Genomic DNA, 21,376 nt, shown 5'->3' on the forward strand with positions numbered 1-21,376 from the left:
GCTGTCGCGTTCTGGACACGGTGCGGTTTTTTGCCGGATGGCGGCTACGCCTTATCCGGCCTACGTTCGTAGGCCCGTTAAGCGCAGCGCCACCGGGCAACTGTCACAGGACTAGTGCGCCCCACCGCCGCCGCTACCGGCGCCAAACGGTGGTTTAGCAAACCACACCAGCCCCAGCAGGACGATAAAGATCCCCGCCGATATCCAGAAAATCTCGTTGGCGGAGATAATCAGACCCTGGTTGGTGATCTGCTGGGCAATCCACCCTGACGCCTGCTGTTCCGTCATACCCATTCCCTGAAGCTGGTTGTACATCTCCCGGGAGTTCGGGTTGAACGGGTTCACCGCTTCGGTCAGCTGGGCATGGTGCATCGATTCACGGTTAGTCCACAGGGTGGTGGTGATCGACGTACCAATCGAGCCCGCCAGCGTTCGCGTAAAGTTCGACAGGCTCGATGCCGCCGCCATGCGCTCAGGCGGTAAACCGGAAAGCGTGATGGTGGTCAATGGCATAAAGAAGCACGCCACGGCAAAGCCCTGAATAAACTGCGGCCACGCGGACGCGCCAAAGTCCATTCCCGGTTCGAACGTATACGCGCGCCAGTAGAAACACACGGCATACATGATAAAGCTGAACGTCACCAGCCGGCGCATGTCGAGCTTGTGGGCGAAGCGGCCAATAATCGGCGACAGCAGAACCGGAATCAATCCAACCGGCGCCGAGGCTAAACCTGCCCAGGTTGCGGTGTAGCCGTATACCTCCTGCAGCAGCTGCGGCAGCAGTACAATCGCGCCGAAGTAGAGCATGTAGGCGAGGCTGATACACAGACAGCCTATGGTGAAGTTTCGCGACTTAAACAGCGACAGGTCGACTATCGGGTTATCGTCCGTCAGCTCCCAGACAATCAGGAAGCTCAGCGACACCACCGCGACAATCGTCAGGATGATGATCTCCCGGGAGTTGAACCAGTCCAGCTCTTTGCCCTGGTCGAGCATGACCTGCAGGCTACCGATGCCGACAACCAGCAGTGCCAGGCCAATGGCGTCGATACGCCGCTGTTCCGTCCGGGTTTCTCTTCCGCGCAGCGACTGGAGCGTCAGCATTACCACGATGGCGCCAATCGGTACGTTGATGAAGAAGATCCAGCCCCAGTGATAGTTGTCGCTGATATAGCCGCCTAAGATAGGCCCGCAAATCGGCGCGACAATCACGGTCATTGACCACAGCGCCAGCGCAATCGAACGTTTGGCGGGCGGGTAGTTGTTCAGCAGTAAACTCTGCGACAGCGGAATCAGCGGCCCGGCGACAATCCCCTGAATGACGCGGAAGAAGATCAGCATCGTCAGGCTGCTGGACATGCCGCACGCCCAGGAGGCAAGAACGAACAATACCGTCGACCAGAGGAACAGCTTCACTTCACCGACGCGCTTTGCTAGCCAGCCGGTAATCGGAATGGAGATGGCGTTTGCCACCCCAAACGAGGTAATGACCCAGGTCCCCTGGCTCAGCGACGAGCCAAGGTTACCGGCGATGGTCGGGATCGCCACGTTTGCGATGGTGGAGTCCAGCACCTGCATGAAAGTCGCCAGCGACAGCGCGATGGTCATAATGACCAGCTGCGCGCCTTCCAGCGGTTTTTGCGGCTTTTGCTGTTGCATAACGCTCACCTTCGGATTAACCGGCGTTTGCCTTCACGATGTCATCGATCAGCTTGTTGACCGGATCGAGGCTAATTTCACGGGCGTTACTTTCATAAGCCGGGCTGCTGCGAACCTGGCTTGCCAGGATCTGACCGTCGCGGTTGGCGGTGTCGACCGTCACCAGCGTAGAGAGGCCGATCCGCAGCGGGTGATCCGCCAGCTGTTTGGCATCCAGCTCAATACGCACGGGCAGACGCTGAACCACTTTGATCCAGTTACCGGTGGCGTTTTGCGCAGGCAGCAGGGAGAAGGCGCTGCCGGTCCCCATATCCAGGCCGACCACTTTACCGGTGTACTTCACGTCGTCGCCGTAGATGTCGCTGACAACCGTCGCGGTCTGGCCGATACGCATATGGGCAAGCTGCGTCTCTTTAAAGTTGGCGTCTACCCACAGATTGTCTGCCGGCACGACCGCCATCAGCGGCGTGGTTGGGCTAATCTGCGCCCCTGGCTGGACGGAACGACGGGAGACGTAGCCGGTCATCGGGCTGACGATTTTGGTACGCTGCAGGGCAAGCCACGCGTTGCGCACTTCGGTCGCCGACTGCTGTACGGCGGGCTGGTTTTCCAGGCTGGTGCCCAGCACCATCGCCTGGTTAGCGTTGTACTGTTGAATGGCCACATCCAGCTGTGCCTGAGCGCTTGCAACGGCGTCGCGCGCGTGCTGCAGCTCTTCACGGCCAATCAGGTTAGCCGTGCCGAGCGGTACGCGGCGGTTCAGGTCGCTCTGCGCCTGCGCCAGCGCCGTTTTCTGCACGTCGATGTTGGCCTGCAGCTGCTTGCTGTTGATCATCAGCTGGCGGGTCTGACGGACGCTGGAGGCTAGCGCGGTCTGTGCTTTTTCAAACGCCTGCTGGGCGTCGGTTGGATCGAGGGTCACCAACACATCGCCTTTTTGCACAAAGTCGGTATTGTCAGCCCAGACTTTCGTCACGCTGCCCGACACCTGCGCCATAATTTGTACCTGGTTCCCTGCCACGTACGCGTCGTCAGTCTCTTCAGCATGACGCAGTACTAAAAACCAATAGATCCCATATGCCACGGCAATAATGATAAAGAGCAAGGTCAACAGAAGAAGGGCGCTCTTACGTTTGCCTTTCTTGTTGCCCGGCTGCTGCGGGGTAGTGCTCTCCGCATTTGCGCTCATTGTAGTTCTCCACGATCTTCTTATTTTCACATCGGCTGAGCCGACCTGTTGTCAGAAAGGCCAGCAGTGTGACGTGCTGGCCTGTCGGTTTTCTTATGAATCTGGAATGGTGAGCGTGTCGTCGCGTTAGCGCAGCGCCTCAAGAACGGCGCCGTCTTCATCCATCTGGTCCAGACGGGTGAGCAGCTTGCGAGTGATGTGCTCAAGCTGGTCGCGCTCGGCGGTGCTGAGGGCAGACCAGAGTTTGTGCAGGCAATTGTGCTGAGGTGGCAGCACCTCGCGCAGGAACTGGTGACCTTTATCGGTCAGTTGCAGATGCAGGCAGCGGCGATCGTTGTCGCTTTCACGGCGCTCAATCCAGCCGCGCTTTTCGAGTTCATCGGCAATACGGGTCGCATTGGTACGGGAGGAGCCCAGCGCGCAGCTCAGTTCGGAAGGCTGAATGCTGTGATTTTCCTGAGACTCCAGCGTAATCAACGCCATAAACAACGTCTCGTTAATCCCTTGAGCTTTCAGCATTTTATTACGGTTTTCCAGTAGCTTACCCTGCATGTGCATGCACAGGCGAGTCAGCAGGATTTCCTGATACGGGAAGTCCTCATGGCGACTGGCGCGGAATTTAAGCATTTGTTCAATGGGCGTAAACGAACTATCCATTTGGGCATAACCTCATTAATTACAGCCGATATAGTAACGATAGTGACAAATAATGTAAATGAATTATTTGTGCGGTTATATCCGCCAAACTTATGTCACCATCAGAAAGCGCCGGGTAAGTCCGTGACCCGGTGAGCACAGAAAGCGTAGGGTGTGAACCCGCTGAAGAGAGGATGTGAGGACGGGGGTCTGAACTATTCATGCCGATTGTAAATATGTCACCCACATTAAAATTTCTGGGATAAATGATTACGTTTACATTAACAGAGTGAAGGGCCTCTTAACACCCTAAGAGGCCAACTCAATGTAAATGTTAGTTAATTGCATCCTGACGGTGATAACCGCGCCACCATACTAGCAGGTTGAGGGTGGCGACGATGGCCCCGATCGCGCATACCCCCGACCAGCCCGCATGCTGCCACGCCGACGCTGAAATGAGTGAACCCGCCGCGCCGCCGATGAAGTAGCTGGTCATGTATCCGGCCGTCAGGCGGTTACGCGCCTCTGGCTTCACGCGATAGATGACGGTCTGGTTGGTGATGTGAACGCCCTGAACGGTGAGATCGAGCACCAGGATACCGACAATCAGCGCCAGCACCGAGATGTGTCCGTACCAGATCGCCGCCCAGGAGAGCAGAAGTAAAACCAGCCCTGCGGAGGTGGTCAGGTGGGATTTGCCCTTGTCGGCCAGCCCGCCTGCGGGACGCGCGCCCAGTGCGCCTGCGGCACCGGCCAGGCCGAACAGGCCAATCACCCCTTCGGAATAGTTGAACGGCGGCGCGGCCAGCAGAAACGCCATCGACGTCCAGAGAATGCTGAAGTTAGCGAAGGTGAAACAGCCCAGCAGGGCGCGGGTGCGCAGAAGCTTGTCCTGCGTAAACAGGCTGAAAACGGAGGCCAGCAGCTGAGGATAGTTCAGGTGATTTTCCTGCTTCACCTTTGGCAGCCCGCGCCACAGCGCCAGCGCCATGATGACCATCAGCACGCTCGCAACCCAGTATACGGTGCGCCAGCCGCCGAGGCTTGCCAGCAGCCCTGCAACGGTACGCGCCAGCAAAATTCCCAGCAGCAGGCCGCTCATGATGGTGCCCACCACCTTGCCGCGTTTTTCCGGAGAGGCGAGGGTCGCGGCGAGCGGGACCAGGATTTGCGCCACCACGGAGAACAGCCCCGTTAGCGCGGTTCCGACGATCATCATCGTCAGCGACTGGCTGCTGGCGGTGATCAGCATCCCACCGGCGGCCAGCAGGGTCATAGAAACGATCAGCATTCGGCGTTCAAACATATCGCCGAGCGGCACCAGAAACAGCAGCCCGGCGGCATAGCCCAGCTGTGCTGCGGTGACGATAAAGCCTGCGGAGCTGGCGGAGAGATTGAACGCGCGGGCGATGGTGTCGAGAAGAGGCTGCGCGTAATAGTTGCTGGCGACCGCCAGACCCGTTGCCACGGACATTAAAAGGATGAGTGCGGGGCTAAGCCCTTGAGTTGTTTTTGTCATTAGTTTCAGGAATCGTTAGTTGAGTGATTATTTTTCCGGAAACCATAATAGCTAATGATTGTGAAAGTTGGGGGATTGTTGGGTGATGTATTGTGCGGTTTAGGTGAATGGTGCGGTCTGGTGCCCTCACCCTAACCCTCTCCCACAGGGAGAGGGAACGCTAACAGAGGGCCGGGGTGAGGGAAAATGTTTTACTTCTGCGCTTCAAGCGCCTCTTTCACCCAGCCGTCAAACTGCTGCTGGTGGGCTTTGATCCAGCCGTCGACGTGGCCTTTCACATCCGCTTCAGACGATTTGCCCGCATGCATCATCGCGTTCTGGGCATTGATGTCCGCCAGCGGCAGCTTCATTACCGAGAATAGCTTCGCCGCCGCCGGGTTTTTCTCCGCCCAGGCTTTGTTGGCCACGATATGCATGGTGTTCACCGGGAAGCCGTAGTTCATGCCGTTCGGCAGTTTGGTGTCGATATCCTTCTGCTCGCCCGGCAGGGAGGTGAACGGCACCTGCAGCCACACCACGTCTTTGCCCGGCTTCAGCACGTCGCTCACCCAGTACGGCGTCCAGGTGTAGTAGATCACCGGTTTACCCTCTTTGAAGCGGGCAATGGTGTCGGCCATCATCGCTGAGTAGTTGCCGTGGCTCACGTCGACCGTTTTCGCCAGATCGAACGCTTTGTTCTGGTGGTTAATCACCGCTTCACAGCCCCAGCCGGGCGAGCAGCCCATCATGTCGGCCTTGCCGTCACCGTTGGTGTCGAACAGTTTGGCGATCTTCGGATCTTTCAGCTGTTCAATGTTGGTGATGTGGTACTTATCGGCGGTTTTTTTGTCGATCAGATACCCCTGCGCTGCGCCCGTCACGAAGGTGCCTTCGCGATAGAACTTCTTGTCGCCACCGGCGGCGGCATACATGTCGTCGTGCAGCGGCTGCCAGTTCACCGCGGTAAAGGTGGCGTCACCGGAGGCAATCGACGTGTAGCCTACGTTGTAGTCCACTTCGCTCGGCGTGTTAACCGTGTAGCCCAGCTTCTCCAGCGCGCGGCTGACGATCAGGGTCTGGAAGCTCTCTTCCGAAATGGTGCTCTGCACCGGCTGTACGGTAATGCCTTTGCCAGGCAGGTCAGCCGCAAACGCGCTGGTGGAGACAAGGGTGGCAAACGCTGTGGCAAAAAGTACGTTATGTCGCATCGTTGTTCCTTATTTTGATTTCGTGAAAGGGCGGGTGAGTAACCCGACAGGGCCGGTGGTATACCAGCGACGGTTGCCGCGACTGCGTGAATCACGACCGACGGCCTGGGTCAGGCGGTCAAGGATAATGGCGAGGATCACAATGCCGACGCCGCCGACGGTGGCCAGCCCCATGTCGAGACGGCCAATGCCGCGCAACACCATCTGGCCCAGTCCGCCAACGGCGATCATCGAGGCGATCACCACCATCGACAGGGCCAGCATCAGCGTCTGGTTAACGCCCGCCATGATGGTCGGCATCGCCAGAGGAAGCTGAACCTTAAACAGCATCTGGCGCGGGCTGGCGCCGAACGAGCGTGACGCTTCGATCAGGTCCGCAGGCACCTGGTTAATCCCCAGAATGGTCAGACGAATAATCGGCGGCAGGGCGAAGATAATGGTCACCACCACGCCCGGCACGTTGCCGATACCGAACAGCATCACGATAGGCACCAGATAGACGAACGCCGGGGTGGTCTGCATCGCATCCAGCAGCGGGCGAATAATCTTCGCCGCTCGCGGGCTGCGCGCCAGCCAGATCCCCATCGGCAAGCCGATGACAATGCAGAAGAGCAGGGCGGTCAGCACCAGCGCCAGGGTGATCATCGCCTGCGACCACGCGCCAATTGCGCCAATCGCAATCAGCGAGATCAGCGTGGCGATCCCCATCCCCGCGCTACCGAACTGCCAGGCGATCAGGGAGAACAGGATAATCGCCACCGGTGCCGGCATGCCCAGCATCAGCTGCTGGAAGCCGTTCAGGATGTAATCCACCGGGACGCGGATCCCCTGGAAGACCGGACGGAAGTGCGTGACCACCCAGTCGATCCCCTCCGTGACCCAGCTGTCCAGCGGGATCAGCGTTTTGTGGAACGGATCCATGATGTTGAAGTGTTCTGGCGCAGGCGCGGGTGCGCTGTTCAGCCAGTCTGCCGCGCCGCCGCCATCGGTCGGCGCTGGCGTGGAACCCCACGCGTCGGCGGATTGCGCAGCGCTGTCCGCTGCTTCAGTGGTGCCCCACGGGTTAGATTGATCGGTCATTGTTTGCCCCCTCGCGATCTAAAGCCTGCAGCAGCATCCGTTTTGAGATGATGCCGACGTACTGTTGTTCCTCACCGACGACCGGCACGGCGCACGGCGCCTGGCCCACGTGAGAGAGCAACTCGCTGAGCGGCGTTTCGGCGTCCACGGCAAGCGGAGCGTCAATTAACGCCGCATCGATTCCCTGGTTCTCAGTGAGAGCCGTTTTCAGGGAGTCGATGGAGACAATGCCAACAAATTTATTTCCGCGTTCAACCAGATAACCGTATTCACGGTCTTCGTCCTGCAGCAGCTTAAGCGCCGAGCGCGGGCCGAAGCCTGGCGTTTTACGGATAATGCCGTTTGGCGTTCGACGGGCAATATCTTTGGCGCTAAAGACCTGGCTAATATCCACGCCGCGGAAGAAGGTGCGGACATAATCGTTGGCCGGATTATTGAGAATTTCATCCGGCGTGCCGACCTGCACCACTTCACCGTTTTGCATAATGGCAATACGGTCGCCAATACGCATGGCTTCATCCAGATCGTGGGAAATAAAGACAATGGTTCGCTGATGTTTAGCCTGTAATTTTACCAGCTCATCCTGCATCTCGGTGCGAATTAACGGATCGAGGGCGGAGAAGGCTTCATCCATTAATAATATGTCTGGATTAATGGCTAATGCACGGGCTAATCCCACGCGCTGACGCATACCGCCGGAAAGTTCATCCGGATACGCATGCGCATAATTTTCCAGCCCGACCTGACGCAGCGCATCAAGGGCTTTTTCCTGACGTTCCTGAGCCGGCGTGCCGGCTAATTCCATGCCGAAAGCGGTATTATCCAGCACCGTCATGTGCGGCATTAGCGCGAATGACTGGAACACCATTGCGATCTTCTTTCTGCGCACCTCGCGAAGCTCTGCGTCTGATATTCTGGCGATGTCCACGCCGTCAATCAGCACCTGCCCGCGGGTGGGTTCAATCAGGCGATTGAGAAGGCGAACCATAGTGGATTTACCCGAACCGGATAATCCCATGATGACAAAAATCTCGCCTTCTTCAATGGCCAGACTGGCGTCTTTAACGCCAAGCGATAGCCCGGTTTTTTCCAGAATTTGCTCTTTCGTAAGGCCTTTCTCAATATATTTGAATGCGCGCTGCGGGTGCTCGCCAAATACTTTATAAAGATTTTTCACTTCTAATTTAATTGCCATGCAATAGAGAGTGTCCTGTTATTTGTTTATGCCGATATGATTACCATGGTAAATTGTTAACGGGCATAACCCTAACATACTGAGAATCTGAGACAACCCTGAGTCGAGCTAAGGGCGGAATTTTGATGCAAGCGAAACGGCTGAATTTCCCATGAATAAAGGGCTGAGGGTGGTTTGAATTTTTCTCAATTTTTTGCTGCTGCATCGGGAAATTTCACCTGAACCGGAATGATTCAGGCGAATATGACGTGGAGATTACAGTGTAGTTGTTTTGTAAATATTAGAGAGGGAATTGTTGGGTTTATATTAAATTAACGAACGTTAGCGTTCATTAAAAATCCCAGTCTTCATCCTCGGTTTCCACCGCTTTGCCCATCACATACGATGAGCCCGATCCGGAGAAGAAATCGTGGTTTTCGTCAGCATTGGGCGACAGCGCGGCCAGAATCGCCGGGTTCACCTCCGCCATCTCCGGCGGGAACAGCGCGTCGTAACCCAGGTTCATCAGCGCCTTGTTGGCGTTGTAGCAGAGGAAGGCCTTCACGTCGTCCTCCCAGCCGGTGCCGGCGTAGAGTTCCTCGGTATAGCTCAGCTCGTTGTCGTACAGATCCATCAGCAAATCGAGCGCAAAGCCTTTAAGCTCCTCGCGCTTCGCCTCGCTGACTTTCTCCAGCCCTTTCTGATACTTATAGCCAATGTAATACCCATGTACCGCTTCATCGCGAATGATGAGCCGAATCAAATCGGCGGTGTTGGTGAGTTTGCCCCGGCTCGACCAGTACATGGGCAGCCAGAAGCCGGAATAGAAGAGGAAAGATTCCAGGAACACGCTGGCGATCTTTTTCTTCAGCGGCTCGTCGGCGCGGTAATATTCCAGAACCAGCTCCGCCTTTCTCTGTAATGACTCGCTCTCTTCGCTCCAGGCGTAGGCCGCGTCCACGTCTTTGGTCTGGCACAGGGTCGAGAAAATCGAGCTGTAGGAGCGGGCATGCACCGCCTCCATAAAGCTGATATTCGACATTACCGCCTCTTCGTGCGGCGTTAGCGCGTCGCTCATCAGAGCCGGTGCACCGACGGTATTTTGAATGGTGTCCAGCAGCGTCAGGCCGGTAAAGACGCGGATCGTCAGCTGCTGCTCGGCGTGGCCGAGCGTTTGCCAGGCCGGAATATCGTTGGAGAGCGGAACCTTTTCCGGCAGCCAGAAGTTGCTGGTCAGGCGGTTCCATACCTCCAGGTCTTTATCGTCCTGGATTTTGTTCCAGTTAATGGCACTCACGCGTGACAGTTTCATCCTTTCTCCTTACAGCGCGCAGGACACGCAGCCTTCGATTTCGGTGCCTTCCAGCGCAAGCTGGCGCAGGCGAATGTAGTAGAGCGTTTTGATGCCCTTCTTCCAGGCGTAGATCTGCGCTCTGTTGATATCCCGCGTGGTGGCGGTGTCCGGGAAGAACAGCGTCAGCGACAGCCCCTGATCCACATGTTTTGTCGCCTCCGCGTAGGTATCGATGATTTTTTCCGGGCCGATCTCATACGCATCCTGATAGAGCGCCAGGTTCTCATTGGTCATAAACGGGGCTGGGTAGTAAACACGGCCGGTTTTGCCTTCCTTGCGGATTTCAATTTTCGACACGATCGGGTGAATGCTCGACGTGGCGTGGTTGATGTAGGAAATCGATCCGGTCGGCGGGACGGCCTGCAGGTTCTGGTTATAAATGCCGTAGCGGATCACGTCGTCACGCAGCTGCTGCCACATCTCGCGCGTCGGCAGGGTAATCCCCGCGCGGGCAAACAGTTCGCGCACTTTTTCGGTTTTCGGCTGCCAGTCGCCTTCCAGATACTGGCTGAAATATTCCCCGCTGGCGTAGCGGGACTGCTCAAAGCCCGCGAACCGCTGGTTACGCTCGCGCGCCAGCATCATCGAGGTGTGCAGCGCGTGCCAGGTAATGGTGTAGAAATAGAGGTTGGTGAAATCCAGCCCTTCCGGACTGCCGTAGGCGATGCCTTCGCGCGCCAGATAGCCGTGCAGGTTCATCTGCCCCAGCCCGATGGCGTGCGACGCGGCGTTGCCCGCTTCAATAGACGGCACGCTGCGGATGTGGCTCATGTCCGATACCGCCGTCAGCCCGCGAATGGCGGTCTCCACCGTGCGGCCAAAGTCGGGGGAATCCATGATGTGGGCTATATTCAGCGACCCGAGGTTGCAGGAGATATCCTTGCCGATGTCCGCGTAGTCCAGGTTCTCGTCGTAGGCTGACGCGCTGTTGACCTGCAAAATCTCCGAGCACAGGTTGCTCATGTTGATGCGCCCGGCAATCGGGTTCGCGCGGTTCACCGTATCCTCAAACATGATGTACGGATAGCCGGACTCAAACTGGATCTCCGCAAGCCGCTGGAAGAAATCGCGGGCGTTGATGGTTTTTTTGCGAATGCGATCGTCGGCCACCAGTTCGTCATAAAGTTCGCTGATGGCCACGTCGCCAAACGCTTTGCCGTAAATACGCTCGATGTCGTACGGCGAGAAGAGCGCCATCTCGGCATTATCCTTAGCCAGCTTAAAGGTGATGTCCGGGATCACCACGCCGAGCGACAGGGTTTTGATGCGAATTTTTTCGTCAGCGTTTTCGCGTTTGGTATCAAGAAAACGCAGAATGTCCGGATGATGCGCATGCAGGTAAACCGCGCCAGCGCCCTGACGCGCGCCAAGCTGGTTGGCATAGGAGAAGGCATCTTCCAGCATCTTCATCACCGGGATCACGCCGGAGGACTGGTTTTCGATGCGCTTGATCGGCGCGCCCGCTTCACGCAGGTTCGAGAGCAGAAACGCCACGCCGCCGCCGCGTTTGGAAAGCTGCAGCGCCGAGTTCACCGCGCGGCCAATCGACTCCATATTGTCTTCGATACGCAGCAGGAAGCAGGAAACCAGCTCGCCGCGCTGGGCTTTGCCGCAGTTGAGAAAGGTCGGCGTGGCGGGCTGGAAGCGTCCGGAGAGGATCTCGTCGGTGAGCTGCTCCGCCAGCGCTTCATCACCCTGCGCCAGCGTCAGGGCCACCATCACGGTGCGATCTTCAAAGCTCTCTAAGTAGCGTTTACCGTCAAAGGTCTTGAGGGTATAGCTGGTGTAATACTTCCACGCGCCGAGAAACGTCTGGAAGCGAAAGCCGCTGGCGTGGGCGCGTTCAAACAGCGTCACCACAAAGGCGCGATCGTAGCGGGTGAGCGTGCGTGCGTCGTAGTAGCCCTCGTTAACCAGATAGTCGAGACGTTCATTCTGGCTCGCAAACGTCACGCTGTTGGGCCGCACGTGGGCAGCAAAAAAGGCGTCCACCGCCTCACGATCTTTCTCGAACTGAATGCGCCCCTCCCGATCGTAGAGGTTAAGCATGGCGTTTAATGCGTGGTAATCCGGTGTCGCCTGAATCACCCGTTCTGCGGTTGTCGTTGCCAAAATTCGTTCACTCCTTTACGCACGTTTTCGACGTCCTGCTGTGTCCCCATCAGCTCAAAACGATAGAGATACGGCACGCCGCATTTTTGAGAAATGACATCCCCGGCGCGGCCGAAGGCATCGCCGAAATTGCGATTCCCCGCCGCGATCACGCCGCGAATCAGCCCGCGGTTATGAGGATCGTTCAGAAAGCGGATCACCTGGCGAGGCACGGCTCCCGCCGTGCCGCCTCCGCCATAGCTGGGCACCACCAGAATGTACGGTTCCTCTACCCGGATCCGCTCCCGCTCGTTCAGCGGAATGCGCACCGCAGGCAGCCCGACGCGCTCAATAAAGCGGAGCGTGTTTTCCGAGCTGCTGGAGAAGTAGACCAGCCCGCTCATGCACGTGTGGCCTGAGCGCTCAGGCGGTTAATCATGTCCGGGCGGAAGCCGGACCAGCTTGTCTCCCCGGCGATCACCACCGGAAGCTGACGAAAACCCTGCTTGCGCAGGGTATCTGCGGCCTCAGGAACCTGGTCAACATTCACCATTTCAAACGCCACGCCACGGCTTTCCATTGCCCGTTTGGTCGCGTGGCACTGAACACAATCGTTACGAGTGTAAATAATAATGCTCATGATTCGTATTTCCATTTAAAATGAGAGTGCGGCGCGAATCATCGCGTCGGGTTGTGTGTATCTTGCTAAAAGGAATACTAGATGTAGTTATCCTAAGTTTCAACCATACAAGATATGGGAAATTTAGATTAATATCGCCCCTGTGATGAGCACAGCGGGGCAGGGCAGGCTGTACGGGTTTTTCAGGCTAACGGGCATAAAAAAGCCCCGGCGCCTGAGGCTACCGGGGCTGAGAACGCGGGCTTATTTACGCAGGCTGAGCAGGGCACCGACGAAGATGCCGACCGCTGCGACGGTTCCCAGAGTACATAGCGGTTTTTCACGCACAAAGGTCGTAGCACAGCTTGCCATATCGCAGGCAGCCTGCGTGGCGCGTGAACGTCCATTCATACGGGCGCGGGTTTCACGGAGCAGAGACTGAGCCTTACGCTTTGCGGCATCCGCTTCGTCCTTCGCGTCACTTCCCCAGGACTTCAGCACCTCTTCCAGCGTGTCCGCTAATTGGCTGACATCATTACGAATATCCTGAGCGTCGTCATTAATATCGTTTCGGTTCGGTCTGTTAAACATACGATCCTCCGTAATTTTGTGTTCCCGTTCAGTTTAGTTCAGAAATTTAATATCTGAAGCGCATCACGCGTTATCCGGCAGTTTATGGACTATTCTGAAAGCCCTGCTATTGCTGAATACTGTAAGGTTGCCGGGCAGGAAAAGATAACGAGGAAAAGATATGTATTTACGACCTGACGAGGTGGCACGCGTTCTTGAAAAAGAGGGATTCACCATGGATGAGGTGACGTCAAAAGCGTATGGATATCGCCGCGGCGAGAATTATGTTTATGTTAATCGCGAAGCAAGAATGGGACGTACCGCTCTCATTATTCACCCGACGCTGAAAGACAGAAGTCTGTCATTTGCTGAGCCTGCCTCGGATATTAAAACCTGCGATCATTATCAGCAATTTCCGCTCTATTTAGGCGGTGAACGGCATGAGCATTATGGTATTCCGCACGGTTTCAGTTCGCGTATGGCGCTGGAGCGATTTTTGAAGGGACTGTTTGGCGACGTACAGTAAATCCGCGACTGGCGTGCGCCAGTCGCTTCACATCACGCTTTTGCCTGGCTGTACTGGCTGACCTTGAACAGGCGGCGGCAGTAGTCGAGGAAATAGCCGTAAACGGCTCCCATCAACATCGAAATCACAATATTCGAACTGACCGCCGCAGCGATCTGGTGCCAGTCTGCACCGACTGTCAGGAGAATGGCCACGTAAACCGGCGACTGGAACGTCACATACGCCAGAACGTCCGCCAGGTTTTTCACCCAGCCTGCTGGGCTGATACGACGCGCGAAGCGCATTACGGCATCGCGGTATAAACCGTAAGGCCATGCAATAATAATATTGACCGGGATCGCCACCAGACGAGAAGAAAGCGACTGCTCGAAGGACATTCCGGAGAGGAATATTTCGATCAGCATGTTCACGACGGAACAGTAAACAACCATCGCGAAAGTATCCGCCACCGCGTGGCGCAGGCGAGATTGCGGCGAGAACATGTCTGAACTCCTTGAGAAGAACACAAAAGAAACGATTTTCCTTCAGCGGTTAGTGCTTTAGGTTGGTTTGTTTGACGTGTATAGCGTATATCTCTGCGTTTGAACTAACAACTAGTGATTAATTTTTATTTAATCGCCTTTTGTCCACAAAATTCTCTAAAGTTGTTCGTTTTTTGTTCCGATCGTTATAATCTGTCTCGCCTGACAGTTTTTACATTAAAATCAATAACTTGTTTTTGTGGTGGCGAGAAGGAGGAATCCCTATCTGATAGCGGTGGAGTATGCTGTGGTTTGGATTAAAGTTGGCTATTTATATTAATGTGGTGATTGGATTCACCGGTCTCCTGTCAGCGCCTTGCGCTATTATTAACAGCGAGTTCTAAATATATTTACACTGATGCCCGTACGGACCCTTGGGTAGATATTTCAACTCAAATGAATTATTCTGTCGGGGATTTATCTATTTACCCCCCAAAGAAAAGGTTTTCAAATAATATGTCTTTGACGTTACAGAATCTTAATAATATCCGAACCCTGCGCGCCATGGCGCGTGAATTATCCCTGGACGTTCTTGAGGAAATGCTGGAAAAGGTCAGGGTCGTTACTGAAGAGAAACGCAGCGAGCTGACGGAATTAGAGCAGCAGCGTGCTGAGCAGCAGGAAAAAATTAATGCCCTGCTGGAGCTGATGAAAGCTGATGGTATTTCACCGACTGACCTGCTGGGTTCTGAACTGGCGCAGTCGGGTAAGCCAGCGAAAAAGCGTAAGCCGCGTGAAGCAAAATATCGCTTTATTGACCAGAACGGCGAAGAGAAAACGTGGACCGGCCAGGGCCGCACGCCGAAGCCTATCGCCAGCGCGCTGGCAGACGGTAAATCACTGGATGATTTTCTGATCTAACGAATGAGCCGGGCGGAACACGCCGCCCGGCTAGCTGTTCAGCAGACGCCGAAATCGCCTTCTTCGGTATAAGGCGCTACATCGGCGGCTTTCAGCGTATATTTCTCGCCTTGCTCATTGCTGGCCTGGACCGCCACAATGCTGTCACCGTTTACTTCGAGCACTTTCAGTTTCGGGCCGCCTTTACGCGGTTGCACATAATCACCGACAGAAAACATATTACCTCCTCATCGTTTTAGCGATCTTCACCTTAGCCCACGCATGACGCCGGGTACAGCGTATTTCAACGATTACTGCTTATGAGGTACGCCGGTTCCAGGGCATCACCTTGAGCAGTCGCGCCATGCCGCAAAAGCCCGTCACACCGGCGAACAGCAGCCCGGCACCGACAAAACCGCTGAGCAGGAAAAAGCCGCTGGAGACGCTATAGCCCAGCACTACGCCACAGAGTATCAGCAGCCCGGCGGCAATTTGCACCTGACGCATCAGCGGTAGCGGCTGGGATTTGTCTTCGATGGTCGGCAGTCCGGCCTGCTTCCAGCCCTGAATGCCCCCCTCGACCACAAATGCCTCTGCGGGCGCGGCGGCCTGAGCAAGGCGGTCGGCATTCCCCGACGTCCGTGCGCCGGACTGGCAGTGAAAAATCACCGTATCGCCCGCCTGCGCGTTAAGTGCGTCGGGTAAGGTATCCAGCGGCACGGACCGCGCGGCGGGAATATGCTCGCGGGCGTACTCATCGGCATCACGAATATCAATCAGTTTTGCGCCTTCAGCGACGCGGGCATTCGCCTGGCGCGGTGAAAGAAGAGGAAGTGACATGGCGACTCCTTACGGGCAATAAAGGGTTTTCAGGGTGCTGATAAGCTGATGTACCGCATCGTTTTTAATGGAATAGAGAATGCGCTGCGCGTCGCGAGTGCTGTCGATAAGCCCTTCCTCACGCATGCGCGCCAGATGCTGCGACGTGGCGGAAGGACTTAGCCCCGTGGCTCGCGCAAGCTCCCCCGCGCTGGTGCCGGGCGCTCCGCACAGGGTGCAGAGGATCAGCAGCCGACGCGGGTTGCTCATCGCTTTTAAGAGTGTGGCGGCCTGCCCGGCGCTGGCCTGAAGCTGTTCGAGTTCTGTCATAATAATTTAGTATTTTCTTAATTAAGTAAATGCTAAACTAGTTCGAGGCATTAAACCAGCGTTAAAAGCGTAAAAGAGGGTAAACACGAGACCCGGAACTGGTACAGATGAATAAACTGGCTATGCTTACAGCGTTCTCTTTATTATTTTCAATGGATTAGATTGAACGGAGTGTTTATATGGGATTTTGGCGTATTGTTTTTACGATCCTCATACCGCCGCTGGGCGTGCTGTTGGGTAAAGGGTTTGGCTGGGCGTTTATTATCAACATTCTTCTGACGCTGCTGGGCTACTTTCCCGGCCTCATTCACGCGTTTTGGGTACAGAGCAAAAGCTAGGCGCGCCAGAGTAAATCGCTATAGATATCGGTCAGTACCCCCGCTGGACCAAACTGCTGCTTGATCCACCGCGTGACCTGGCCGGTTGCGGCATGCTGCGTGGCGAGCAGCATGCGCGAATCCTGACGCGGGTTATTAATCCGTCGGGTGACCAGCAGCCCCGCTTCGACCGCCTCGCGGGCCATGTATTCCGGCAAAAAGCCAATCCCTTCGCCCAGGATCTGACACTGACATTTGGTGTTAAAGTCCGGCACCAGAATTGCCTCCTGTCCGTGCAGCAGCCAGCCGACCTTTTTGTTAATGGTATGCGCGGTATCTTCCACCATGATGTTGGGATACAGGCGCAGCTGGCTTTCCGCTATTGGCTCCGGGGTGAACGCCAGCGGGTGTTCCGGCGCGATGGCAAAGACCCAGCGGATGGCGCCGATCTCGGTGTAATCAATCCCGCCGCCGTCGAGCAGCGTGTCCGGCGCGCCAATCGCGATGTTGGCCTGGTTGTTGATGATGGAGTCCCAGACGCCGTTGTAGACCTCGGTGGTCACGGTGATCTGACAGGTGGGAAACTGCTTTTTTAGCACCTGCAGCAGCCGCGCCGTATGGCGTGGGGTATACAAAAGCTGGTTGATACAGATGCGCACCCGCGCCTCAATGCCCTGAGAGATGGTATCAATCCCGCGCTTGATGGCGTGAAAGTCGTTCAGCAGGTCGGTGGCCTTACGGTAAAAGTAAAATCCGGACTCGGTCAGCTCGATGCTGCGCGTGCTGCGGACGAACAGCACCACGTCCAGCCCGGTCTCCATGCGCTTAATGGTGTAACTGATGGCAGAGGTCGTCACGCCCAGCTCGGCGGCGGCTTTGCTGAAGCTGCCGAAGCGAGCGGCGGTAGTAAAGGCCAGCAGGTTCTCTTCGGTAAAGATGGAATTCATATCTCACTCCCGTCAGCCATCAGTTTTGAACATATTTTAACAGCGTTGTTACAACGCATTTGAAGCCGATCACAGTTCTGACTCTTTGTCGAAAGCCGCATGCAGTAAGGCTTCGTCAGACATAAGCATAATGCAGCCAGAAGCGATAAAAAGCGGGAAAACATAAGAAAAAGGTTGCACAGACGCACGTTTTGACCGGTTTATTGAATTTACCTCAACAATGAATTGACTGTCGATGAATCATTTTTAAGCGGATTCTTTTATGACCAGGCTGTTGCTATTCTCAGGTCAACAGAAATAAAAACATCGGGAGTCTGAATATGTCTGCGAACGAACTCGTTACTGAATTTCTGCTGGCGGCAGAAGAGGGCAATAGCGATGCGCTAAAAGCCTGTCTGGAGAAAGGCGTGGATATTAACGCCACCAACCGCCAGAAAAGAACCGCCGTTATTATTGCCAGCCTGAAAAAGCATTATGACTGCGTGGCGTTATTAATTGCCGCCGGGGCGGATATTGATAAACAGGATCAGACCTGCTTTAACCCCTTCCTGATTAGCTGCCTGACCAACGATATCACCCTGCTGCGCCTTGTCCTTCCGGCAAATCCGGATCTTGACCGCCTGACGCGCTTTGGCGGCGTGGGTATTACCCCTGCCAGCGAAAAAGGGCACGTGGAGATCGTGCGCGAGCTGCTGGAAAAAACCGATATCAACGTCAACCACACCAACTTTGTTGGCTGGACGCCGCTGCTGGAAGCGATCGTGCTTAACGACGGCGGCGCGAAGCAGCAGGAGATCGTCAAGCTGCTGTTGGATCACGGCGCGAATCCGCACATGACCGACAAGTACGGCAAAACCCCGCTCGAACTGGCGCGGGAAAAAGGCTTCGATGCAATAGCTGACCTGCTGCTGGCGGCGGGCGCATAACGTATTCGGCCAGCCTTTTCCGGCTGGCCGCTAATTAAAACGCATTTTTACCGACGTGCATTTTGCACGACGGCGGCCCCCTTTTATCCGCGTTCAGGAGAAAATAATGCCCACGAAAATCGTCATAAAAAAGAACACATATTTTGACTCCGTCTCATTAATGTCCGTTTCCACCAAAGCCAATAAATTACCGGGCGTCGAGCAGGCGTTTGTCGCGATGGCGACGGAAATGAACAAAGGCGTATTAAAAAACCTCGGGCTATTAACGCCGGAATTAGCGGAAGCCAAAAACGGCGACCTGATGATCGTAATTAAAGGTGACGCGGCGAATGATGAAACGCTGGCGGCCATCGAAGCGCTGTTCACGCGTAAAGAGAGTGGCGGTACCCATGAAGCGCGCTACGCTACGATTGCCAGCGCCAAAACCCATCGCCCGGAGAGCAACCTCGCGGTGATTTCCGTCAACGGCACCTTCGCCGCACGCGAAGCGCGCCAGGCGCTGGAAAACGATCTTAACGTGATGCTCTTCTCCGATAACGTGTCGCTCGACGACGAGCTGGCGCTGAAGCAGCTGGCGCATAAGAAAGGGCTGCTGATGATGGGGCCGGACTGCGGCACCGCCATTATCAACAGCGCGGGACTATGCTTTGCCAACGCGGTGCGTCGCGGACCGATTGGCATCGTCGGCGCATCCGGCACCGGCAGCCAGGAGCTGAGCGTGCGCATTCACGAGTTCGGCGGCGGCGTATCGCAGCTGATTGGCACCGGCGGGCGCGATCTCAGCGAGAAGATCGGCGGCCTGATGATGCTCGACGCCATCGACATGCTCGAAGCCGACGAGGGCACAGAGGTGATTGCGCTGATCTCCAAGCCGCCGGCACCCGCCGTGGCAGAAAAGGTGCTGGCCCGTGCCAGAGCCTGCCATAAGCCGGTGGTCATCTGCTTCCTCGGCCGCAGCGAACCGCCCGCCGATGAGGACGGCCTGCAGTTTGCGCGCGGCACCAAAGAGGCGGCCCTGAAGGCGGTCCTGCTCACCGGCATCAAAAAAGAGTCCCTCGATCTGCATCCGCTCAACTGGCCGTTGATTGAAGAAGTGCGCGCCCGCCTGACCCCGCAGCAGAAGTACATTCGCGGCCTGTTCTGCGGCGGCACCCTGTGCGACGAGGCGATGTTCGCATCGCTTGCGAAATTCGACGACGTTTACAGCAACATCCAGCCGGATCCGGCTAAGCGCCTGAGCGACATCAGCGTCAGTAAAGCCCACACCTTCCTCGACTTTGGCGACGATGATTTCACCAACGGCAAGCCGCACCCGATGATCGACCCGACCAACCGCATCAGCCGCCTGCTGCAGGAAGCGCGCGATCCAGAGGTGGGCGTCATCGTGATGGACTTCGTGCTGGGCTTCGGCGCGCACGAGGATCCGGTCGGCGTGATGATCGATGCTATCAAAGAGGCGCAGGCGATCGCGAAGGCCGATAACCGTCCGCTGGAGATCCTCGGCTACGTGCTCGGCACCGACCAGGATCCGCAGTCGCTGGCGCAGCAGTGCCAGCTGCTGACCGACGCAGGCGTCATCTGGGCCAGCAGCAGCACCAACACCGGATTACTGGCACGCGAATTTGTCTGCAAAGGGGAGAAAGCATAATGACGACCTTATTCAACCAGCCGCTGAACGTGATTAACGTCGGCATTGCGATGTTCAGCGACGACCTCAAAAAACAGCACGTTCCCGTGACCCAGCTCGACTGGACGCCGCCGGGGCAGGGCAATATGCAGGTCGTTGAAGCGCTCGACCAGCTGGCGGAAAAACCGCTGGCGGAGAAAATCGCCGCCGCCAACCGCATCGCCCTTGAGCGCATTATTCAGTCCCATCCGGTGCTGGTGGGCTATGACCAGGCCATTAACGTTGTGCCGGGCATGACCCGCACCACCATTCTGCACGCCGGTCCGCCTGTTGCCTGGGAAAATATGTGCGGGGCGATGAAGGGCGCGGTCACCGGGGCGCTGGTGTTTGAAGGGCTGGCGAAAGATCTGGACGACGCGGCAAGGCTCGCTGCCTCCGGAGAAATTACCTTCTCGCCGTGCCACGAGCACGACTGCGTGGGCTCGATGGCGGGCGTCACCTCCGCGTCGATGTTTATGCACATCGTTGAAAACAAAACCTACGGCAACCGCGCGTTCACCAACCTCAGCGAGCAGATGGCGAAGATCCTGCGCATGGGCGCTAACGACCAGAGCGTGATCGACCGTCTGAACTGGATGCGCGACGTGCTCGGCCCGATGCTGCGCGACGCGATGAAGATCGTCGGCGAAATCGACCTGCGCCTGATGCTGGCTCAGGCGCTGCACATGGGCGACGAGTGCCACAACCGCAACAACGCGGGCACCACGCTGCTGATCCAGGCGCTGACGCCGGGGCTGATTCAGGCGGGCTATCCGGTGGAGCAGCAGCGCGAGGTGTTCGAGTTTGTCGCCAGCAGCGACTACTTCTCCGGCCCGACGTGGATGGCGATGTGTAAGGCCGCGCTGGACGCTGCGCACGGCATTGAATACAGCACCGTCGTCACCACCATGGCGCGTAACGGCTACGAGTTTGGCCTGCGCGTTTCCGGCCTGCCGGGGCAGTGGTTCACCGGCCCGGCGCAGCAGGTGATCGGCCCGATGTTCGCGGGCTATAAGCCGGAAGACTCCGGGCTGGACATCGGCGACAGCGCCATCACCGAAACCTACGGCATCGGCGGCTTTGCGATGGCGACGGCCCCGGCGATTGTTGCGCTGGTGGGCGGGACGGTGGATGAAGCTATCGACTTCTCCCGTCAGATGCGCGAAATCACCCTCGGCGAAAACCCGAACGTCACCATTCCGCTGCTCTCGTTTATGGGCATCCCAACCGCCATCGACATCACCAAAGTCGCGGGCAGCGGCATTCTGCCGGTGATTAACACCGCCATTGCCCACAAAGACGCGGGCATCGGCATGATTGGGGCGGGCATCGTTCACCCGCCGTTTAGCTGTTTTGAAAAGGCGCTGTTGACCTTCCGCAATCGCTACTTTTTATAAGGCATGCAT

23 protein-coding genes are annotated in these 21,376 nt (G+C 56.5%); 6 read left to right on the forward strand and 17 right to left on the reverse strand.

Going from position 1 to position 21,376, the window contains the following annotated elements:
- Window positions 1-111: 111 nt before the first annotated feature.
- The 12 genes from emrB to BJ885_RS15975 all read right to left on the reverse strand — a co-directional run bounded on the left by emrB (window position 112) and on the right by BJ885_RS15975 (window position 13,099).
- Window positions 112-1,659, reverse strand: a complete 1,548-nt coding sequence (gene emrB, locus BJ885_RS15920) for a multidrug efflux MFS transporter permease subunit EmrB (RefSeq protein WP_045357562.1) — start codon at window positions 1,657-1,659, stop codon at window positions 112-114.
- A 16-nt stretch (window positions 1,660-1,675) separates the two neighbouring features.
- Complete coding sequence (emrA, locus tag BJ885_RS15925) at window positions 1,676-2,848, reverse strand: multidrug efflux MFS transporter periplasmic adaptor subunit EmrA (RefSeq protein ID WP_063144178.1); 1,173 nt, start codon at window positions 2,846-2,848, stop codon at window positions 1,676-1,678.
- Between the two features lie 126 nt (window positions 2,849-2,974).
- A complete protein-coding gene (gene mprA, locus BJ885_RS15930; RefSeq protein WP_023308933.1) occupies window positions 2,975-3,505 on the reverse strand; it encodes a transcriptional repressor MprA in 531 nt (176 codons plus the stop codon).
- Between the two features lie 313 nt (window positions 3,506-3,818).
- Window positions 3,819-5,003, reverse strand: coding sequence for an MFS transporter (locus BJ885_RS15935; protein WP_029742048.1), 1,185 nt, complete (start codon window positions 5,001-5,003; stop codon window positions 3,819-3,821).
- 191 nt (window positions 5,004-5,194) lie between these two features.
- A complete protein-coding gene (proX, locus tag BJ885_RS15940; RefSeq protein ID WP_121932296.1) occupies window positions 5,195-6,190 on the reverse strand; it encodes a glycine betaine/L-proline ABC transporter substrate-binding protein ProX in 996 nt (331 codons plus the stop codon).
- A 9-nt stretch (window positions 6,191-6,199) separates the two neighbouring features.
- Window positions 6,200-7,270: a glycine betaine/L-proline ABC transporter permease ProW gene (proW, locus tag BJ885_RS15945; protein WP_047646214.1), complete on the reverse strand. Its 1,071-nt coding sequence runs from the start codon at window positions 7,268-7,270 to the stop codon at window positions 6,200-6,202.
- A complete protein-coding gene (gene proV, locus BJ885_RS15950; protein ID WP_032660399.1) occupies window positions 7,254-8,465 on the reverse strand; it encodes a glycine betaine/L-proline ABC transporter ATP-binding protein ProV in 1,212 nt (403 codons plus the stop codon). Before proV ends, proW begins: the two co-directional genes overlap by 17 nt.
- Before the next feature lie 331 nt (window positions 8,466-8,796).
- Window positions 8,797-9,756, reverse strand: coding sequence for a class 1b ribonucleoside-diphosphate reductase subunit beta (gene nrdF / locus BJ885_RS15955; protein WP_121932297.1), 960 nt, complete (start codon window positions 9,754-9,756; stop codon window positions 8,797-8,799).
- A 9-nt stretch (window positions 9,757-9,765) separates the two neighbouring features.
- Window positions 9,766-11,910 carry a class 1b ribonucleoside-diphosphate reductase subunit alpha gene (nrdE, locus tag BJ885_RS15960; protein ID WP_121932298.1) on the reverse strand — a complete coding sequence of 715 codons (2,145 nt, stop codon included), beginning with the start codon at window positions 11,908-11,910 and terminating at the stop codon, window positions 9,766-9,768.
- The gene (gene nrdI / locus BJ885_RS15965) at window positions 11,883-12,293 is read right to left on the reverse strand and encodes a class Ib ribonucleoside-diphosphate reductase assembly flavoprotein NrdI (protein WP_029742052.1); all 411 of its coding nucleotides are present in this window, start codon (window positions 12,291-12,293) and stop codon (window positions 11,883-11,885) included. Before nrdI ends, nrdE begins: the two co-directional genes overlap by 28 nt.
- The gene (gene nrdH / locus BJ885_RS15970; RefSeq protein WP_121932299.1) at window positions 12,290-12,529 is read right to left on the reverse strand and encodes a glutaredoxin-like protein NrdH; all 240 of its coding nucleotides are present in this window, start codon (window positions 12,527-12,529) and stop codon (window positions 12,290-12,292) included. Before nrdH ends, nrdI begins: the two co-directional genes overlap by 4 nt.
- 243 nt (window positions 12,530-12,772) lie before the next feature.
- Complete coding sequence (locus tag BJ885_RS15975) at window positions 12,773-13,099, reverse strand: DUF883 domain-containing protein (protein ID WP_023308924.1); 327 nt, start codon at window positions 13,097-13,099, stop codon at window positions 12,773-12,775.
- A gap of 160 nt (window positions 13,100-13,259) precedes the next feature.
- Here BJ885_RS15975 and BJ885_RS15980 point away from each other — a divergent pair, with 160 nt between their 5' ends.
- Window positions 13,260-13,604 carry a DUF2002 family protein gene (locus BJ885_RS15980; protein ID WP_023333165.1) on the forward strand — a complete coding sequence of 115 codons (345 nt, stop codon included), beginning with the start codon at window positions 13,260-13,262 and terminating at the stop codon, window positions 13,602-13,604.
- Window positions 13,605-13,636: 32 nt separating this feature from the next.
- On the opposite strand, the gene alaE is transcribed toward BJ885_RS15980, so the two are convergent.
- A complete protein-coding gene (gene alaE / locus BJ885_RS15985) occupies window positions 13,637-14,086 on the reverse strand; it encodes an L-alanine exporter AlaE (protein ID WP_008502567.1) in 450 nt (149 codons plus the stop codon).
- Window positions 14,087-14,581: 495 nt separating this feature from the next.
- Between alaE and stpA the strand changes: the two genes are divergently transcribed.
- Entirely contained in the window at window positions 14,582-14,986 is a 405-nt protein-coding gene (gene stpA, locus BJ885_RS15990) for a DNA-binding protein StpA (protein ID WP_121932300.1), read from the forward strand.
- Between the two features lie 38 nt (window positions 14,987-15,024).
- Here the strand turns inward: stpA and BJ885_RS15995 are convergent, their stop codons facing one another.
- The 3 genes from BJ885_RS15995 to BJ885_RS16005 all read right to left on the reverse strand — a co-directional run bounded on the left by BJ885_RS15995 (window position 15,025) and on the right by BJ885_RS16005 (window position 16,114).
- On the reverse strand, window positions 15,025-15,204 hold the full coding sequence (locus BJ885_RS15995; RefSeq protein WP_023308920.1) for a hypothetical protein: 180 nt from the start codon (window positions 15,202-15,204) through the stop codon (window positions 15,025-15,027).
- A 79-nt stretch (window positions 15,205-15,283) separates the two neighbouring features.
- Window positions 15,284-15,805 carry a rhodanese family protein gene (locus tag BJ885_RS16000; RefSeq protein ID WP_121932301.1) on the reverse strand — a complete coding sequence of 174 codons (522 nt, stop codon included), beginning with the start codon at window positions 15,803-15,805 and terminating at the stop codon, window positions 15,284-15,286.
- A 9-nt stretch (window positions 15,806-15,814) separates the two neighbouring features.
- Window positions 15,815-16,114 carry a helix-turn-helix transcriptional regulator gene (locus tag BJ885_RS16005; RefSeq protein ID WP_029742056.1) on the reverse strand — a complete coding sequence of 100 codons (300 nt, stop codon included), beginning with the start codon at window positions 16,112-16,114 and terminating at the stop codon, window positions 15,815-15,817.
- Between the two features lie 179 nt (window positions 16,115-16,293).
- Here BJ885_RS16005 and BJ885_RS16010 point away from each other — a divergent pair, with 179 nt between their 5' ends.
- Window positions 16,294-16,452 carry a YqaE/Pmp3 family membrane protein gene (locus BJ885_RS16010; protein WP_023308917.1) on the forward strand — a complete coding sequence of 53 codons (159 nt, stop codon included), beginning with the start codon at window positions 16,294-16,296 and terminating at the stop codon, window positions 16,450-16,452.
- Here the strand turns inward: BJ885_RS16010 and BJ885_RS16015 are convergent.
- Window positions 16,449-17,378, reverse strand: coding sequence for a LysR substrate-binding domain-containing protein (locus BJ885_RS16015; protein ID WP_029742057.1), 930 nt, complete (start codon window positions 17,376-17,378; stop codon window positions 16,449-16,451). The two genes, BJ885_RS16010 and BJ885_RS16015, sit on opposite strands and share 4 nt — an antisense overlap.
- 320 nt (window positions 17,379-17,698) lie before the next feature.
- On the opposite strand from BJ885_RS16015, the gene BJ885_RS16020 reads away from it, so the two are divergent.
- The 3 genes from BJ885_RS16020 to BJ885_RS16030 all read left to right on the forward strand — a co-directional run bounded on the left by BJ885_RS16020 (window position 17,699) and on the right by BJ885_RS16030 (window position 21,367).
- Window positions 17,699-18,304: an ankyrin repeat domain-containing protein gene (locus tag BJ885_RS16020; RefSeq protein ID WP_039263421.1), complete on the forward strand. Its 606-nt coding sequence runs from the start codon at window positions 17,699-17,701 to the stop codon at window positions 18,302-18,304.
- 106 nt (window positions 18,305-18,410) lie between these two features.
- Window positions 18,411-19,952, forward strand: a complete 1,542-nt coding sequence (gene fdrA, locus BJ885_RS16025; RefSeq protein WP_121932337.1) for an acyl-CoA synthetase FdrA — start codon at window positions 18,411-18,413, stop codon at window positions 19,950-19,952.
- Window positions 19,952-21,367 (forward strand): DUF1116 domain-containing protein, encoded by a 1,416-nt coding sequence (locus BJ885_RS16030; protein ID WP_183128637.1) that lies wholly within the window; start codon window positions 19,952-19,954, stop codon window positions 21,365-21,367. The genes fdrA and BJ885_RS16030 overlap by 1 nt, the downstream gene beginning before the upstream one ends.
- The last annotated feature ends 9 nt before the right edge of the window (window positions 21,368-21,376 follow it).

Origin of the sequence: Enterobacter sp. WP_7_1, assembly GCF_003688535.1 — a bacterium.
GTDB classification, from domain to species: Bacteria; Pseudomonadota; Gammaproteobacteria; order Enterobacterales; family Enterobacteriaceae; genus Enterobacter; species Enterobacter asburiae.

Bases quoted from the DNA above. Each gene is read 5' to 3' on its own strand.
- BJ885_RS16015 (WP_029742057.1), bottom strand. From the start codon at position 17,378: ATGAATTCCATCTTTACCGAAGAGAACCTGCTGGCCTTTACTACCGCC.
- BJ885_RS15980 (WP_023333165.1), top strand. From the start codon at position 13,260: ATGTATTTACGACCTGACGAGGTGGCACGCGTTCTTGAAAAAGAGGGA.
- BJ885_RS15975 (WP_023308924.1), bottom strand. From the start codon at position 13,099: ATGTTTAACAGACCGAACCGAAACGATATTAATGACGACGCTCAGGAT.
- nrdH (WP_121932299.1), bottom strand. From the start codon at position 12,529: ATGAGCATTATTATTTACACTCGTAACGATTGTGTTCAGTGCCACGCG.
- stpA (WP_121932300.1), top strand. From the start codon at position 14,582: ATGTCTTTGACGTTACAGAATCTTAATAATATCCGAACCCTGCGCGCC.
- mprA (WP_023308933.1), bottom strand. From the start codon at position 3,505: ATGGATAGTTCGTTTACGCCCATTGAACAAATGCTTAAATTCCGCGCC.
- BJ885_RS15935 (WP_029742048.1), bottom strand. From the start codon at position 5,003: ATGACAAAAACAACTCAAGGGCTTAGCCCCGCACTCATCCTTTTAATG.
- BJ885_RS15995 (WP_023308920.1), bottom strand. From the start codon at position 15,204: ATGTTTTCTGTCGGTGATTATGTGCAACCGCGTAAAGGCGGCCCGAAA.
- emrB (WP_045357562.1), bottom strand. From the start codon at position 1,659: ATGCAACAGCAAAAGCCGCAAAAACCGCTGGAAGGCGCGCAGCTGGTC.
- alaE (WP_008502567.1), bottom strand. From the start codon at position 14,086: ATGTTCTCGCCGCAATCTCGCCTGCGCCACGCGGTGGCGGATACTTTC.
- proW (WP_047646214.1), bottom strand. From the start codon at position 7,270: ATGACCGATCAATCTAACCCGTGGGGCACCACTGAAGCAGCGGACAGC.
- BJ885_RS16030 (WP_183128637.1), top strand. From the start codon at position 19,952: ATGACGACCTTATTCAACCAGCCGCTGAACGTGATTAACGTCGGCATT.
- BJ885_RS16010 (WP_023308917.1), top strand. From the start codon at position 16,294: ATGGGATTTTGGCGTATTGTTTTTACGATCCTCATACCGCCGCTGGGC.
- emrA (WP_063144178.1), bottom strand. From the start codon at position 2,848: ATGAGCGCAAATGCGGAGAGCACTACCCCGCAGCAGCCGGGCAACAAG.
- nrdI (WP_029742052.1), bottom strand. From the start codon at position 12,293: ATGAGCGGGCTGGTCTACTTCTCCAGCAGCTCGGAAAACACGCTCCGC.
- BJ885_RS16005 (WP_029742056.1), bottom strand. From the start codon at position 16,114: ATGACAGAACTCGAACAGCTTCAGGCCAGCGCCGGGCAGGCCGCCACA.
- BJ885_RS16000 (WP_121932301.1), bottom strand. From the start codon at position 15,805: ATGTCACTTCCTCTTCTTTCACCGCGCCAGGCGAATGCCCGCGTCGCT.
- BJ885_RS16020 (WP_039263421.1), top strand. From the start codon at position 17,699: ATGTCTGCGAACGAACTCGTTACTGAATTTCTGCTGGCGGCAGAAGAG.
- proX (WP_121932296.1), bottom strand. From the start codon at position 6,190: ATGCGACATAACGTACTTTTTGCCACAGCGTTTGCCACCCTTGTCTCC.
- nrdF (WP_121932297.1), bottom strand. From the start codon at position 9,756: ATGAAACTGTCACGCGTGAGTGCCATTAACTGGAACAAAATCCAGGAC.
- fdrA (WP_121932337.1), top strand. From the start codon at position 18,411: ATGCCCACGAAAATCGTCATAAAAAAGAACACATATTTTGACTCCGTC.
- proV (WP_032660399.1), bottom strand. From the start codon at position 8,465: ATGGCAATTAAATTAGAAGTGAAAAATCTTTATAAAGTATTTGGCGAG.